The 13,947-nt window shown below is 69.1% G+C and carries 13 protein-coding genes; 6 read left to right on the top strand and 7 right to left on the bottom strand.

Annotated features, from left to right (window positions below):
- Position 1: 1 nt before the first annotated feature.
- Entirely contained in the window at positions 2–196 is a 195-nt protein-coding gene (gene rpmD, locus C5F44_RS11120; protein ID WP_107673601.1) for a 50S ribosomal protein L30, read from the top strand.
- A gap of 131 nt (positions 197–327) precedes the next feature.
- Here rpmD and C5F44_RS11115 read toward each other — a convergent pair whose 3' ends face one another.
- The 3 genes from C5F44_RS11115 to hemE all read right to left on the bottom strand — a co-directional run bounded on the left by C5F44_RS11115 (position 328) and on the right by hemE (position 2,703).
- On the bottom strand, positions 328–684 hold the full coding sequence (locus C5F44_RS11115; RefSeq protein ID WP_146161936.1) for a hypothetical protein: 357 nt from the start codon (positions 682–684) through the stop codon (positions 328–330).
- Between the two features lie 8 nt (positions 685–692).
- Positions 693–1,592, bottom strand: a complete 900-nt coding sequence (locus C5F44_RS11110; protein WP_107673599.1) for a DMT family transporter — start codon at positions 1,590–1,592, stop codon at positions 693–695.
- Between the two features lie 79 nt (positions 1,593–1,671).
- The gene (hemE, locus tag C5F44_RS11105) at positions 1,672–2,703 is read right to left on the bottom strand and encodes a uroporphyrinogen decarboxylase (RefSeq protein ID WP_107673598.1); all 1,032 of its coding nucleotides are present in this window, start codon (positions 2,701–2,703) and stop codon (positions 1,672–1,674) included.
- A gap of 91 nt (positions 2,704–2,794) precedes the next feature.
- Between hemE and hemC the strand changes: the two genes are divergently transcribed.
- Positions 2,795–3,739: a hydroxymethylbilane synthase gene (gene hemC, locus C5F44_RS11100; RefSeq protein WP_107673597.1), complete on the top strand. Its 945-nt coding sequence runs from the start codon at positions 2,795–2,797 to the stop codon at positions 3,737–3,739.
- A gap of 62 nt (positions 3,740–3,801) precedes the next feature.
- Positions 3,802–4,536: a BUD32 family EKC/KEOPS complex subunit gene (locus C5F44_RS11095; protein ID WP_107673596.1), complete on the top strand. Its 735-nt coding sequence runs from the start codon at positions 3,802–3,804 to the stop codon at positions 4,534–4,536.
- Here the strand turns inward: C5F44_RS11095 and C5F44_RS11090 are convergent.
- Both C5F44_RS11090 and C5F44_RS11085 read right to left on the bottom strand, forming a co-directional pair.
- Positions 4,533–7,046: an ABC transporter permease gene (locus C5F44_RS11090; RefSeq protein ID WP_107673595.1), complete on the bottom strand. Its 2,514-nt coding sequence runs from the start codon at positions 7,044–7,046 to the stop codon at positions 4,533–4,535. The two genes, C5F44_RS11095 and C5F44_RS11090, sit on opposite strands and share 4 nt — an antisense overlap.
- Positions 7,043–7,738 (bottom strand): ABC transporter ATP-binding protein, encoded by a 696-nt coding sequence (locus C5F44_RS11085; protein ID WP_107673594.1) that lies wholly within the window; start codon positions 7,736–7,738, stop codon positions 7,043–7,045. Before C5F44_RS11085 ends, C5F44_RS11090 begins: the two co-directional genes overlap by 4 nt.
- On the opposite strand from C5F44_RS11085, the gene C5F44_RS11080 reads away from it, so the two are divergent.
- Positions 7,737–8,435: an arylesterase gene (locus C5F44_RS11080; RefSeq protein WP_412917544.1), complete on the top strand. Its 699-nt coding sequence runs from the start codon at positions 7,737–7,739 to the stop codon at positions 8,433–8,435. The two genes, C5F44_RS11085 and C5F44_RS11080, sit on opposite strands and share 2 nt — an antisense overlap.
- A gap of 6 nt (positions 8,436–8,441) precedes the next feature.
- Here the strand turns inward: C5F44_RS11080 and C5F44_RS11075 are convergent, their stop codons facing one another.
- A complete protein-coding gene (locus tag C5F44_RS11075) occupies positions 8,442–9,116 on the bottom strand; it encodes a YceI family protein (RefSeq protein WP_107673592.1) in 675 nt (224 codons plus the stop codon).
- A 145-nt stretch (positions 9,117–9,261) separates the two neighbouring features.
- On the opposite strand from C5F44_RS11075, the gene C5F44_RS11070 reads away from it, so the two are divergent.
- Positions 9,262–10,674, top strand: a complete 1,413-nt coding sequence (locus C5F44_RS11070) for an FAD-binding oxidoreductase (protein WP_107673591.1) — start codon at positions 9,262–9,264, stop codon at positions 10,672–10,674.
- 88 nt (positions 10,675–10,762) lie between these two features.
- Positions 10,763–11,767 carry an inositol 2-dehydrogenase gene (gene iolG / locus C5F44_RS11065; RefSeq protein WP_107673590.1) on the top strand — a complete coding sequence of 335 codons (1,005 nt, stop codon included), beginning with the start codon at positions 10,763–10,765 and terminating at the stop codon, positions 11,765–11,767.
- A 92-nt stretch (positions 11,768–11,859) separates the two neighbouring features.
- Here iolG and C5F44_RS11060 read toward each other — a convergent pair whose 3' ends face one another.
- Positions 11,860–13,947, bottom strand: a complete 2,088-nt coding sequence (locus C5F44_RS11060) for a caspase family protein (RefSeq protein ID WP_107673589.1) — start codon at positions 13,945–13,947, stop codon at positions 11,860–11,862.

Genomic DNA, 13,947 nt, shown 5'->3' with positions numbered 1-13,947 from the left:
GATGACCGCGAAGAAAACCATCGTCGTCAAGCAGGTGGCCTCTGCCGCCCGCCGTCCGGCCGTCCAGACCGCCACGCTGAAAGGCCTGGGCCTGAACAAGATGAACCGCACCCGTGAACTGGAAGACACCCCTTCCGTGCGCGGCATGGTGAACTCGATCAGCCACCTCGTGAAGATCATCGAGGAACGCGGCTGACCCATTCCGCGGGGCAACCCGTGGCAGTCTGACGCCCCGGCGGAAACGCTGGGGCGTCTTGCGTTTCAGCGTTGCCCTGTTTCGTCGCGGAAGGCCGGAAGCAAGGCGCAGCCAGACCGCCGGACCCGGACTCAGGGCGCGGTGTCGCCTTGCGGGCAGGCGAAGGGCAGGAAGGTGGTGGACATGCCTTCCTGCACCACGATCAGCGCCAGCATGTCGGCCAGGGCAAGATCGGCGGCGGTTGTCGGGCAGGCGTCGCGCGGGTCGGCGCAGGCGCGCGCCAGAAAGGCCTCGACGGGCGCGCGGAAGCCGGGGCTGGGGGCGGCCGGTCCTGTGTCCGGCGCGGCGCTGGCCCAGGCTTCGGCAAAGATCGCACATTTCCGTTCAGGCCAGGTGTCGGCGGCGGCGGGCAGGGCGCCCAGCAGCAGCGGCACAAGGGCGGCTTTCGCCGCCCCGTGACAGCGTGCCCGCACAGGATGGGGGACCATGCCCATGCCTATCCGCTGACCCTCGCCAGCAGCGCCACACCGGCCAGCAGCACCGCCATTCCCAGCAGTTGCCGCCCCGTGGTCTTTTGCCGGAACACCAGCACCGAGACCGCCACCGCAAACACCACCTCGACCAGCGCCAGCGTGCGCACATTGGCGGCCGAGGTCAGCGAGAAGGCGATGAACCAGCAGGCCGAGGCGCCGGCCCCCAGCAGGCCCGCGGCCAGCGACGGCTTCCAGACGCTGAACGATCCGGTCAGCGCGGCCCGGTCGCGCAAGGCCAGCCAGGCCGCCAGCACAAGGCTCTGGATCGTCAGCGACAGCACCAGAATCGTCAGCGCGCGCACCAGAAAGCCGCCTTCGGGCAGGGAAATGATGCCGCCCCGGAAGCCGATGGCGGACAGCCCGAAGGCAAAGCCTGACAGCAGCCCCATCGCCGAGGGCCGGGCCTCGGCGAACATGGCGCGGCCAAGGCCGGGTTTCAGCGTCAGGATCAGCACGCCCAGCACCGCCACCGCAATGGCGGCCAGCATCGGGGCGGTCAGCGGGTCGCCCAGCACCGCCCAGCCCACCACGGCCACCAGAACCGGCTCAACCTTGAGCCAGGCCGTGGTCACCCCGAAGGCCTGACTGCGCATCACCTGCAACATCAGGGCGGTGCCCGCGATCTGCATCAGCGCCCCCAGCGCGGTGAAACCGATGGCGCGAGGTGTCAGGGCGGGCAGGGGTTCGCCGGTCTGCCACAGGGCAAGCGTCAGAAAGACGCAGGCGAAGGGCAGGCCATACAGGAAGCGGACATTGGTCGCGCCCAGGGTGCCCAGCCGGGCCGTCAGCCCGGCCTGCGTGGCGTTGCGGCCGGTCTGGGCCAGGGCACCGGCCAGACAGGCCCAGACCCAGAGAGGCAGCATGACGGGGCGCTCCGGCGTTCAGGGGTTTCCGGAAGCGGAAACCGTGCCGCGTCTCGTTACGCAGCCGGGGGCGGGGGCGTCAAGCGCCCCGCACCGTATCAATCATCAGCTTGACGTTTTCCGGGTCCGCCTCGGGCGTGATGCCGTGGCCCAGGTTGAAGATATGCGGCCCCTTGCGGAAGGCGTTGACCACCCGCAGCGTTTCGCGCACCAGCGCATCGCCGCCGGTCACCATATGCTCTGGCGCAAGGTTGCCCTGCACGCAGCCGCTGACCTGCACGTTCTCGGCCGCCCATTCCGGGGTGATGGAATTGTCCAGCGCCACGCAGTCTGCGCCGGTCGCCTTGGCAAAGCCGATATAGCCTTCGCCCGCCTCGCGCGGGAAGGCAATGATCGGCAGGCCGGGGTGGCGGGCCTTCAGCGCCGAGATGATCTCTTTCGTGGGCTTCACGGCGAAGTCCTTGAAATCCTGTCCTTTCAGCGACCCGGCCCAGCTATCGAACAGCTTGACGACCTCGGCCCCGGCCTGAACCTGGGCGGAAAGGTAGTCAATCGTCGCCTCGGTCACGCGGTCGATGATCGCCTGGAAGGTGGCGCGGTCGGTGTCCTTCAGGCGGTGCGCGGCGGCCTGGTCCTTGGACCCGCGGCCGGCGATCATGTAGGTGGCCACCGTCCAGGGCGACCCGGCAAAGCCGATCAGCGTGGTTTCGCGCGGCAGTTCGCGGGCCAGGATGCGGACCGTTTCATAGACCGGCGCCAGCGTGTCATGGATCGCGTCGGTCGGCTTCAGCGCCTTGACCTGATCCATGGTCGTGGTGGTTTCCATCCGCGGGCCTTCGCCGGTTTCGAACCACAGTTTCGGCCCCAGCGCCTGCGGCAGCAGCAGGATGTCGGCGAACAGGATCGCGGCGTCGAACCCGTAGCGGCGGATCGGTTGCAGCGTCACCTCGGCCGCAAGGTCCGGCGTGTAGCACAGCGAAAGGAAGTCGCCCGCCTGCGCCCGCGTGGCGCGGTATTCCGGCAGGTAGCGGCCGGCCTGCCGCATCATCCAGATCGGCGGCGTGGGAAGGGTCTCACCGCGGAGTGCACGAAGGATGGTCTTGTCGGTCATGGCAGGGCTCCTTTGTCGCCTTGCCTTCCGACTCCGACCGTGGCTTGTCAAGAGTTGTCAGGCAAAGATGACAGTTGTAAGGCTTGCCCCCATGATCGAGAAACTGCCCACCCCGCAAGAGCCCCTGAAGATCGGAACCCGTGGTTCGCCGCTTGCCCTCTGGCAGGCGCATGAAACGCGCCGCTGCCTGATGGAGGCGTTCTCGCTGCCCATCGAGGCGTTCGAGATCTGCGTGATCAAGGTCACCGGCGACCAGATTCTGGATAAGGCGCTTAAGGATATCGGGGGAAAGGGCCTTTTCACCCGCGAAATCGAAGAGGCGCTGCTGGACGGCAGCATCGACATCGCGGTCCATTCGATGAAGGACATGCCGACGATCCAGCCCGACGGCCTGACGCTGGATTGCTATCTGAAACGCGAAGACACGCGCGATGCTTTCGTCAGCGCCCGCTACGGCAGCCTGGCTGATTTGCCGCAGGGGGCAAAGGTGGGGTCATCCAGCCTGCGGCGGCGGTCGCAACTGGCGTTGCGGCGGCCCGATCTGCAGCTTGTCGAGTTCCGGGGCAATGTGCAGACCCGGATGAAGAAGCTGGAAGACGGCGTGGCGGATGCGACGTTCCTGGCCATGGCCGGGCTGAAGCGGCTGGGCATGGCCAATGTCGCCCGGTCGGCCATCGAGCCGGAAGAGATGCTGCCGGCGGTGGCGCAGGGCGCCATTGGCGTGGAACGGCGGACCGATGATCCGCGCGTCAAGGCGATGCTGGATGCGATCCACGACCGCGACACCGGCATCCGGCTGGCGGCCGAGCGGGCCTATCTGCTGCGGCTGGACGGATCGTGCGAAACGCCGATTGCCGGTCTGGCGGTGCTGGAGGGCGACCAGCTTTGGCTGCGCGGCGAAATCCTGCGCCCCGATGGCAGCGAGTCGATCTCGGGCGAACGCCGGGGCCCTGCGGCACAGGCGGCCGGGATCGGAACCGCGCTGGCCGAAGACCTGCTGGCGCGCGCACCCAAGGGCTTTCTCGTCGGGCGCTAGGGGCGCGGGCCTTACAAAGCCCGAACCGCACGGTTAAACTGGGCGCAGTCATGAGGTGCCCCGTGAACAGTCATCCTGCCGTCCGCCCCGATCTGGTTGAAGCCGTGCGCAAGGCACAGGCCGGCGAACGCCAGCGGGTGCGGTCGCTGGTGCTGGCCGATGGCCGCCGGTTCTGGATGAAGCAGGTCGAGCAGTTGTCGCTGCGGCTGCGGGTGCAGAAGGGCAATCCCGAAAAGGCCTTTGCCGCCGAACGGGCCGGGCTGCACGCGCTGGCCGACCGCGGCCTTCCGGTGGCGCCGATCGCGATGGAAGGGCCGGATTATCTGGTGATGCCCGATGTGGGGCCGACGCTGGTCATGGTTGCCGGCGATGCCACGCGCCCCGAGGCGGATCGTCTGGCCGCCTTTGCCGCGGCAGGCAAGGCGCTGGCGCAACTGCATTGGGCGGGGCTGGTGCACGGCCGCCCCGCCGCGCGCGACATCTGCTGGGACGGGCAGGCGGCGCGGTTCATTGATCTTGAGCGGTTTTCGCTGGGCCGGCGCGGCGGGTTCTGGCAGGCGGCCGATGTGGTGATGTTCGTGCAAAGCTGCTTCACCCAATGGGCCGAAGATCCGCGCTGGTGCGATGCGGCGCTGGCGGCCTATGCCGCCAACGCGCCCGAAGGGGCGATGGGCCGGGTGCAGCGGCTGGCGCGGCAACTGGCGCCGCTGGGCTGGCTGGCGCGCGGGCTGTTGCGGCTGCGCCCCCGCAGCCGCGAGCTGCGGGCGGTGTCGCTGACGCTGGCCCGGCTGGCCTAATCCTGCGCGCGCAGGATCTGCGCCGGGCGCACCGCCAAAGGCCGTGCGGCAAAGGCCAGACCCGAGATCAGCGTGGCCAGGATGCCGCCCGCCACGATGGCCAGCGCCGAGACCGGCTCGAACTGGTAATCTACCTCCATCACGAAGGTCATCACCGCCCAGCCGGCGACGCCCCCCGCCACCACGGCTACGGCCCCCGCCGCCGCCCCCAGCAGGGCTGAGCGCAGGGCAAAGCTGGTCAGGATCTGCCGCCGGGATGCGCCAAGCGTTTTCAGGATGGCGGATTCGTAGGACCGCGCCCGTTCCCCCGCTGCCGCCGCCCCGATCAGCACCACAAAGCCGGTGACCAGCGTCGCCGCCGCCGCCCAGGCGGTGGCCGTGGCAATGGCCGACAGCGCCTCGGACACGCGGTCAATGGCTTCGCGGATGCGAATGGCGGTGACATTGGGCCAGGTCCGCGTCACCTCTCGCAGGATGGCGCCTTCGGCGGCGGGCGGGGCATAGACGGTGGCAATGTGGGTATGGGGGGCGCCCGCCACGGCGGCGGGGTTCAGCGCCATGACAAAGCCCATGCCGGCGCTGGAGAAATCCACCTCGCGGAACGAGGTGACGGTGGCGGTGATGTCGCGGCCCAGGATGTTGACCGTGACGGTATCGCCCAGCTTCAGCCCGATCTCGGCCGCCTCTTTCGCGGCAAAGCTCACCTGCGGGGTGCCGGTGTAATCGGCCGGCCAGAAGGTGCCGGCGGTGATCTTGGTGCCTTCGGCGGGGGCGGCGGCATAGGTGATGCCGCGATCGCCGCGCACCACCCAGTGATCGCCGGCCACCTCGCGGGCGGGGCGGTCGTTGATGCGGGTGATGACGCCGCGCAGCATGGGCGCGCTTTCGGTTTTCGACACCGCGGGGTTGGCCTGCATCAGCGCCAGGAACGGATCAATCTGGTCGGGCTGGATGTCGACGAAGAAGAAGGCCGGGGCGCGGGTGGGCAGGTCGCGGTCAATCGCGGTGCGCAGGTTCCAGTCGATCTGGCCGACCGCGGCCAGCACCGAAAGCCCAAGCCCCAGCGACAGGATCACCGGCAGCGCGTCTGACCGGGGCGCGCCGATGGCCGCCAGTGCGGCGCGGAAGGCAACCCGCCCGCGGGCCATGGGCGACCGCGCCAGCCGGCGCGCGGCCCATCGCAGGCCCCAGGCCGCCAGCGCCAGCACGGCCAGCGCGGCCAGAACGCCCCCCGCCGCGCCCAGCGTCAGTTCGGGCATACCCGAAATCCAGCTTGCCGCCCCGATCAGACCGGCAGCCATGACCGCCAGCGCCACCATCCAGCGCGCACGCGGCCAGCCCCGGGTGCCGGCACCGCCGCGATACAGGGCGGCGGCGCGGATACGCTCGGTCCGCGCCAGCGGGATCAGGGTGAAGATCAGCGCGGTCAGCAGCCCGTAGAACGCCGCTTCGGCCAGGGCCGCAGGCGAAACGGTGATGCGGGCGGGGAAGGGCAGCGAGGCTTCGATCAGCGGCGCGGCCATCAGGGGCAGCCCCGCTCCCAGCACAAGGCCAAGCGCGATGCCCAGCACCGTCAGCGCGCCGATCTGGATCAGATAGGTGCGGAAGATCAGCCCGCCCGGCGCGCCAAGCGTCTTGAGCGTGGCGATGGTGGCGGTCTTGCCGTCCAGATAGGCGCGCACGGCGGCCGAGATGCCGACGCCCCCCACCGCCAGCCCGGCCAGCCCGACCAGCACCAGAAAGCTGCCAAGGCTGGTGACAAAGCGTTCGATGCCGGGGGCGGCGTTGCGGCTGTCGGTCCAGCGCATCCCGTCATCGCGAAAGGCGCGGTCGGACTTGCGCTTCAGCGCGGCCAGATCGGCATCGGCGGGCAGGCGCATCCGATAGCGCGTTTCATACAGCGATCCGGGGGCCAGCAGGCCCGATGTGGCCAGCGCTTCGGTCCGCACGATGGTGCGGGGCCCAAGGGTAAACCCGGCCGACGCGCTGTCGGGTTCGCGCAGCAGGGCGGCCGACAGGCGGAAGGTGGCGGTGCCAAGGCGGAACGTATCGCCCGGCGTCAGCGACAGCCGGTCGATCAGCACCGGGTCCATCACCGCACCGGGGATGCCGTCGCGATCCGCCAGCGCCTCGGCCAGCGGCATGGCGGGATCAAGCGGCACCTGACCATACAGCGGATAGGCCGCATCCACGGCCTTGACCTGCGTCAGCGCCTGATCGCCTTCGGTCAGCACCATCGAGCGGAAGTCGTAGACTTCGGAACTGGCGGTGGCTTCGCGGTCCAGAAAGGCGCGTTCCTCGGGTGTGGCGGCGCGGTAGGTGAAGCGCATCTCTGCATCGCCGCCCAGCAGCACGGCGCCCTGATCGGCCAGACCCGACTGGATGCCGCTGCGCAGGGTGCCCACGGCGGCAATCGCCGCCACGCCCAGTGCAAGGCAGGCCAGGAAGATGCGGAAGCCGCGCAATCCGCCGCGCAATTCGCGGCGCGCGATGGTCAGGGCCAGGCTCATTCGGCGGCGGCCTTCACGCGGTCGTCGATCAGGCGGCCATCGGCCAGACGGATCACCCGGTCGCAGCGGCGGGCAAGGTCGGCATCATGCGTCACCAGCACAAGGGTGGCGCCGTGCCGGTCGCGCAGGCCGAACAGCAGGTCCATGATCGCCTGCCCGTTCACGCCGTCAAGGTTGCCGGTGGGTTCATCGGCCAGCAGCAGCGCCGGGCGCGGCACGGCGGCGCGGGCCAGCGCCACGCGCTGCTGTTCGCCGCCCGAAAGCTGGCTGGGATAATGGTCCATCCGGTGGCCCAGGCCCACGCTGGCCAGTTCCACCTCGGCGCGGGCGAAGGCATCCTTGGCCCCGGCCAGTTCCAGCGGGATCGCCACGTTTTCCAGCGCGGTCATCGTGGGGATCAGGTGGAAAGACTGGAACACGACCCCCATGTTCTGACGGCGGAACCGCGCCAGCGCGTCTTCGTCCAGCGCGGTCAGATCCTGCCCCAGGGCGCGGACCTGCCCGCCGGTGGCGCGCTCAAGCCCGCCCATGAGCATGAGGAGAGACGACTTGCCCGATCCCGAAGGCCCCACCAGACCCACCGTTTCCCCCTTCTGCACCGACAGCGTGATCCCGCGCAGGATCTCGACGGGGCCGGCATTTCCGGGCAGGGTCAGCCGCGCGTCGGCAAGGGAAAGAACGGGGTCGGTCATGCAAGCTATCCTGAAACGGTCGGTTCAGTTCGGATATGGCGCATTGCGGCGGATGCGCAATGTCACGATTGCGTTGATCCTGCTGGCCGGCCTGCCCGCCGCGGCCGAACCCGTAACGGTGGTGGCCCTGGGCGACAGCCTGACCGCAGGCTACGGCCTGCCCGAAGGCGAGGGGCTGGTGCCGCAGTTGCAGGGCTGGCTTGCCGCGCAGGGGGCCGATGCGGTGCTGGTCAACGCCGGCGTGTCGGGCGACACCACGGCGGGCGGGCGCGCCCGGCTTGACTGGGCGCTGACGCCCGAGACGGATGCGCTGATCGTGACGCTGGGCGGCAATGACATGCTGCGCGGCCTGCCCCCGGCCGAGGTGCGGGCGAACCTTGACGCCATCCTGACCGCCGCCGACCAGCGCGGCCTGCCGGTGCTTCTGGTGGCGATGAAGGCGCCGGGCAACTGGGGGCCGGACTACAAGGCCGAATTCGACGCGGTCTATCCCGATCTGGCCGCCGCCCATGGCGCGCTGCTGATGGAAGATTTCTTCGCCGGTCTGGCCGCCGCCGGGGCCGACCCCGCCGATCCGGCCAGCCTGTCAGCCTGGATGCAGGCGGACGGGATTCACCCCAACGCCAAGGGCGTGGCGGAAATCGTCAAGGCGCTGGGGCCGAAGGTGCAGGAGCTGATCGGCAGGGTTCAGGGCTGACCCGGCTCAGGGCTTTGGCGCCTCGGGCTTTGGCGTATCGGGCTTCGGTGCGTCGGGGTTCGAGAATTCGGTCTCGATCTCGAACTCGACCCGGTCGCCCACGCCCATGGTGGTGCCCGGCGCCGGCAGGCCGAAGGAAATGCCGAAATCCGAACGGTTCAGCGCACCCCTGGCAGAAAAGCCCGCCCGCGCGCCGCCCGGGTCCATTGGCATATGCGCCCAGCCGCCGTTGTAGGTGACGGTCATCGTCACGGGCTTGGTCACGCCATGCAGCGTCAGGTCGCCGGTCACCTCGGCGGTGGTTTCGCCTGTCAGCCTGACCGCGGTCGAGGTGAAGGTGATCTCGGGGAACTGCCCGGCATCCAGAAACTCGGGCCCGGTCAGTTGGGCGTTGAAATCATAGGCCGGGTCGGGGAAGTGGGTTTCCAGCGATTTCGGGTCCACCGTCGCGGTGACAGACATGGTTTCCGGCGCCTCCGGGTCGAAGGTCAGGGTGGCGTCGAACCGGGTGAACAGGCCGATATAGGTGGAAAAGCCCAGATGGCTGACCTTGAAGATCAGCCGGCCGTGCGACAGGTCCAGCTTGTAGGTGCCGGCGGGCGGGGTGCCCAGATCCTCTTGCTCAAGGGCGGGCAGCGGGGCCAGCGCAAGCGTGGCGGCAAGAAACAGGGAGCGGAACATCCGGGCGACCTTTCACTTAGCAATAACGCTAAGTATTAAGCCGGCGCCGGGTCTGTCAAGGGCTCTGGCCCGGGGGGCGGGGCTTGGCTAGTCTGGCCACGCGCCGGGCACCCGGCCTGACCCGACAGCAGACGGACCACCCGCCATGACCCTTGTTGACGATCTTGCCGCCGCCGTGGGCGCCGCGAATGTGCTGACCGGGGCCGAGGCCGCGCCCTATGGGGTGGACTGGATGCGCCACTACCACGGCCGCCCGCTGGCCGTGGTGCGCCCCGGCAGCACCGCCGAAGTGGCGGCCTGCGTCCGGGTGGCCGCCGCGCAGGGCGTGCCGGTGGTGCCCATCTGCGGCAATACCGGGCTGGTCGGCGGCACCATGACCGAAGGCGGGCTGATGGTCAGCCTTGAGCGGATGAACCGCATCCGCGACCTGCGCCCCGACGCGCGGCTGGTGGTGGCCGAAGCGGGCGTGATCCTGCAGCGCCTGCACGAGGCGGCCGAGGAGAAGGGGCTATACTTCCCGCTGTGGTTCGGTGCCCGCGGATCGGCCATGCTGGGGGGCGCCCTGTCCACCAATGCCGGTGGGTCGAACGTGCTGCGCTATGGCAGCACCCGTGGCCTGTGCCTGGGGCTTGAGGTGGTGCTGGCCGACGGCCGGGTGCTGAACCTGATGAGCGAGCTGCACAAGGACAACTCCGGCTATGACCTCAAGCAGATGTTCATCGGGGCCGAGGGCACGCTGGGCATCATCACCGCGGCAGTGATGAAGCTGGTGCCCCTGCCGCTGGCCCATGCCACGGCCATGGTCTCTGCCGCCAGCCTGCCGAAGGCGCTGCATCTGCTGAACCGGATGCAGGAAGCGACGGGCGGGCGGGTCGAGGCGTTCGAATTCATGCCGCGCAGCTATTCCGAACGGTTGCGCGAGGTGCGCCCCGATCTGGGCCTGCCCTTCGACCATATCCCCGAGGTGACGATCCTGATCGAGGCGGCCACCACGGTTGCCGCCGAAGGCCGCCCCGATGCCACCGGCGAGGTGCCGCTGGTGGCCACGCTGGAAACCGTGCTGGCCGGGATGCTGGACGAAGGGCTGATCGACGATGCCGTTCTGGCCCGGAACGAGGACCAGCGCGCGGTCATGTGGTCCCGGCGCGAGGCGGCGGCCCAGATCTGCGTCGGGCTTGAGCCGGTGGTGGAATGTGATGTCTGCGTGCCGGTGGACCGTGTTGATGCCTTCCTGACCCATGCCCTGGCCCGGCTTCAGGCGCTGAACCCGGGGTTCCGCGAAATCACCGTGGCGCATCTGGGCGATGGCAACCTGCATTTCTCGGTCTATCCCACCCGCGACGATGCCACGCTGAAGGATGCGGTGATGGATACGGTGGAAGATGTGGTGGCCGGTCTGGGCGGCAGTTTCAGCGCCGAACACGGCATCGGCCTGTCGAAACTGCCGTCGATGCGGCGCCGCAAGGACCCGGTCGCGCTGGATGTGATGCGGGCGGTCAAGGCTGCGCTTGACCCCGAGGGTCGGATGAACCCCGGCAAGGTGATTCCGCCACGCTGAGGGGCCTTGCATTTGCGTCGCTTCCCCGGAACAAGGCGGAATGAGGAAAATGCCGCGCAGCTTTGCGCAACCGGCAGGAGGGATAGTCATGACAATCAGGTTCGGCCTGCTGGGCGCGGGGCGCATCGGCAAGGTTCATGCAAAGGCGGTGACGGGCGATGCCAATGCCCGGCTGGTGGCGGTGGCCGATGCCATGCCCGCGGCGGCGCAGGCGATTGCCGATCAGTATGGCTGCGAGTTGCGCAGCATCGAGGCGATGGCCGCGGCCAGCGACATTGACGCGGTGGTGATCTGCACCCCGACCGACACCCACGCCGACCTGATCGAACTGTTCGTCAAGGCCGGCAAGGCGGTGTTCTGCGAAAAGCCCATCGACCTGTCGCTTGACCGGGTGAAGGCCTGCCTTTCCGTGGTCCGCGCCCACAAGGGCACGCTGATGGTGGGCTTCAACCGCCGCTTCGACCCGCATTTCCGCGCCGTCCGGGCCGAGATCGACAAGGGCAGCATCGGCAAGGTCGAGATGGCCGTGATCACCAGCCGCGACCCCGGCGCCCCGCCGGTGGAATACATCGGCCGGTCGGGCGGCATCTTCCGCGACATGACGATCCATGATTTCGACATGGCCCGCTTCCTGCTGGGCGAGGAGATCGAGGATGTCGTCGCCACCGCAGCCGTGCTGGTCGATCCGGCCATCGGCACCGCGGGCGATTTCGATTCCGTGCAGGTTCTGCTGCGCACGGCCTCGGGCCGGCAGGCGGTGATCTCGAACTCGCGCCGGGCCACCTATGGCTATGACCAGCGCATCGAGGTGCATGGCTCCGCCGGCATGGTCTCGGCCGAGAACCAGCGCCCGGTGTCGATCGAGGTGGCGGGCGCGCAGGGCTACACCCGCCCGCCGCTGCATGATTTCTTCATGACCCGCTATACCGAGGCCTATGCCGCCGAGATTGCCACCTTCATCGCGGCCATGGCCGGCACCGGCAAGGCCGAGCCGTCGGGCGAAGACGGGCTGATCGCGCTGGCGCTGGCCGAAGCGGCGCTGAAATCGGTTGCCGAACGCCGCGTCGTGCGGCTGGCCGAAGTGCTGGCCTGAGCCGCACCGAAGGGCGGGGGCGCTGCCCCCGCACCCCCGGGGTATTTGGACCAAGTTGAAGGGGCAAAGCCCGGCTCTGCTTTGGTCAGGTCTCAGTTCGCCGCCTTTGTCCGCAGTTCCATCTGCAGGATCATCGGCGCGGGGCCGGTGTCTTCCTCGGGGGCTGACAGCGCCACCGCGCCGCGGGTGGTTTCCCCGAAGCCCGCCTCGGTCAGCGCATCGTTGAAGGCCGATCCGCCCAGGCTGCGGGTGGTTTCCAGCGCGTCCTGCGCCAGATAGCTGAGGTTCTCGACCGGGCTTTGCGGCTTGGCCGGGGTGACGATCACGATCATCCGTTCCTGTCCCATCACCTCGCCGCCGATGGCGAACAGGCCCTTCTTCAGCTCGTCGCCGGGCTGCAACCGTTCGGCCGCCCAATGGCTGATCGAATAATCCGCGCCGATGTACAGCACATTCACGTCAACCGGCACGTCCATGTGGTTCTTCGCCAGAACATGCACCTCGTCGTTCGACAGAAGCACCGGCACCGGCGACACCGGCAGCGGCGTCAGCGCCGGGGTGTCGACATTGCGCGTCAGCATCTCGACCTCGACCTGCATGTCGCCGCCGCCGACCGCGCCGCCCAGTTTCATCAGGTTCAGCGCCTTGGACATATGCGCCAGCGTGTCGGTCAGCGTCACCGCCAGCGTGGCACCGTCCTTGCCCGCCGTGCCCACCGAAGGCGTGGTGGACAGGTCGTCCGCCAGCCCGGTCGCGGGCAGCACCCAGATTGCATCGGGGCGGGGGCTGTCGGGAATCACCGCCAGCCGCAGGTCGGCCTCGGCCCCGGCGGCCACGAAGTTCAGCCGCGGCCCGGCTTCGGCGGTCAGGGTGTCCAGCGCGGCCAGCAGCGCATCGGCCGGCGCGGTGCCGGGTTCGGGCAGGGCCACGGTCAGGGTGAAATCCAGCGCATCGTCCAGCTTGCGCAGGTAGAGGCCCTTGGGCAATTCGGCCGGCAGTGCCTTGCCGTCCTTTTCCACCGCCGTCGCGGTGGCGGTGAAGGTGTCGATGCCGGTCACCTCGACATAGCCCAGCGCCGCCTCGGTCGGGTCGGCGGCGGTGGCCATCACCGCCAGCACCGCCCCTTGCGACAGGCCATGCAATTCGCCCGCCGGCAGGCTGAAGCTGCCGCCTTCGACCGTGGCCGGCCATTGCGCGACGCGCCCGCCTTCCGCGCCGGAAAAGGCCACGGCGTCCAGATCGCCCTCGAACAGCGGCGTCGTCTTGGCCAGGTTCTTGACCGAATACTTGCGCAGCACCTCCTGCGCGATCTGGCCATAGGTGGCCGAGGGGTATTCGGCCAGCGTCTCGAACAGGGTGTAGGTGAACACGCCATGCGGCTTGCGGTCGGGCTTGCCCTTGGGAAGGTTCTTCTCGGGCGTCACCTCGTTGGTCTGCGCGGCATAGAAGGCCACGAAGTTGCCCATGCCCTCGCCCGCCGGGGCGGCGTCGGCCACATCGGAAACGGCGGCGGCGCGGGGGTCTTCCTCGCCGATGCCCCGGCTGGCCACGTCTTCCATCGCCGCCGGGTCCAGCCCCAGCACCGACGGGTCAAGCTGGCGGGTCCGCACTTCGTCATCGGCCTCGACGGCGCGGGTGGCGGTGCCGGAATGGCAACTGTCGAACACCACCCAGACATCGGCGCCCTTGGCGCGGATGCCGTCGATCAGCCGGCCGATCTCGTCATCGACCAGCGCATTTTCCACCGCGCCCACGCTGTCGCTCCAGGGGCCGATGTCCACGGGCAGGAACAGCTCGTCCAGCCCGTCCAGTTCGGTGTCATCATGGGTGGCCGGGGCCTGGGTGCCGTGGCCCGAGAAATGCAGATAGACGAAATCGCCCGGCTGCGCCTCGGCGGTGACCTTGGCAAAGGCGTCGCGGATGGCGCCCAGCGTGGCGGGCTGCACGCCTTCGACCCCGTCGGTCAGCAGGGTGACGTGATCGGCGGGGAAGGGAACCGGCGCCTCGGTGGTCAGGTAGGTGGCCACCAGTTCCACGTCGTTCTTCGGGCCGCGCAGCCACCAGCGTTCGTCAAGGTTCTGGTACTGGTTGGCGCCGATCAGGATGGCGTAATTCTCGCGCGCCATGGCGGGCAGGGCCACAAGGGCGAGGGCGGTCGTCAGGCAAAGGCTGCGAAACAT

Source organism: Fuscovulum blasticum DSM 2131 (assembly GCF_003034965.1).
Classification (GTDB): Bacteria; Pseudomonadota; Alphaproteobacteria; order Rhodobacterales; family Rhodobacteraceae; genus Pseudogemmobacter; species Pseudogemmobacter blasticus.
This window is presented reverse-complemented; position numbering and strand designations above follow the sequence as displayed.

Excerpts from the sequence above, each read along its gene's own strand:
- iolG (WP_107673590.1), top strand. The coding sequence starts at position 10,763 with ATGACAATCAGGTTCGGCCTGCTGGGCGCGGGGCGCATCGGCAAGGTT.
- C5F44_RS11075 (WP_107673592.1), bottom strand. The coding sequence starts at position 9,116 with ATGTTCCGCTCCCTGTTTCTTGCCGCCACGCTTGCGCTGGCCCCGCTG.
- rpmD (WP_107673601.1), top strand. The coding sequence starts at position 2 with ATGACCGCGAAGAAAACCATCGTCGTCAAGCAGGTGGCCTCTGCCGCC.
- C5F44_RS11060 (WP_107673589.1), bottom strand. The coding sequence starts at position 13,947 with ATGTTTCGCAGCCTTTGCCTGACGACCGCCCTCGCCCTTGTGGCCCTG.
- C5F44_RS11110 (WP_107673599.1), bottom strand. The coding sequence starts at position 1,592 with ATGCTGCCTCTCTGGGTCTGGGCCTGTCTGGCCGGTGCCCTGGCCCAG.
- C5F44_RS11080 (WP_412917544.1), top strand. The coding sequence starts at position 7,737 with ATGCAAGCTATCCTGAAACGGTCGGTTCAGTTCGGATATGGCGCATTG.
- hemE (WP_107673598.1), bottom strand. The coding sequence starts at position 2,703 with ATGACCGACAAGACCATCCTTCGTGCACTCCGCGGTGAGACCCTTCCC.
- hemC (WP_107673597.1), top strand. The coding sequence starts at position 2,795 with ATGATCGAGAAACTGCCCACCCCGCAAGAGCCCCTGAAGATCGGAACC.
- C5F44_RS11070 (WP_107673591.1), top strand. The coding sequence starts at position 9,262 with ATGACCCTTGTTGACGATCTTGCCGCCGCCGTGGGCGCCGCGAATGTG.
- C5F44_RS11115 (WP_146161936.1), bottom strand. The coding sequence starts at position 684 with ATGGTCCCCCATCCTGTGCGGGCACGCTGTCACGGGGCGGCGAAAGCC.
- C5F44_RS11085 (WP_107673594.1), bottom strand. The coding sequence starts at position 7,738 with ATGACCGACCCCGTTCTTTCCCTTGCCGACGCGCGGCTGACCCTGCCC.
- C5F44_RS11090 (WP_107673595.1), bottom strand. The coding sequence starts at position 7,046 with ATGAGCCTGGCCCTGACCATCGCGCGCCGCGAATTGCGCGGCGGATTG.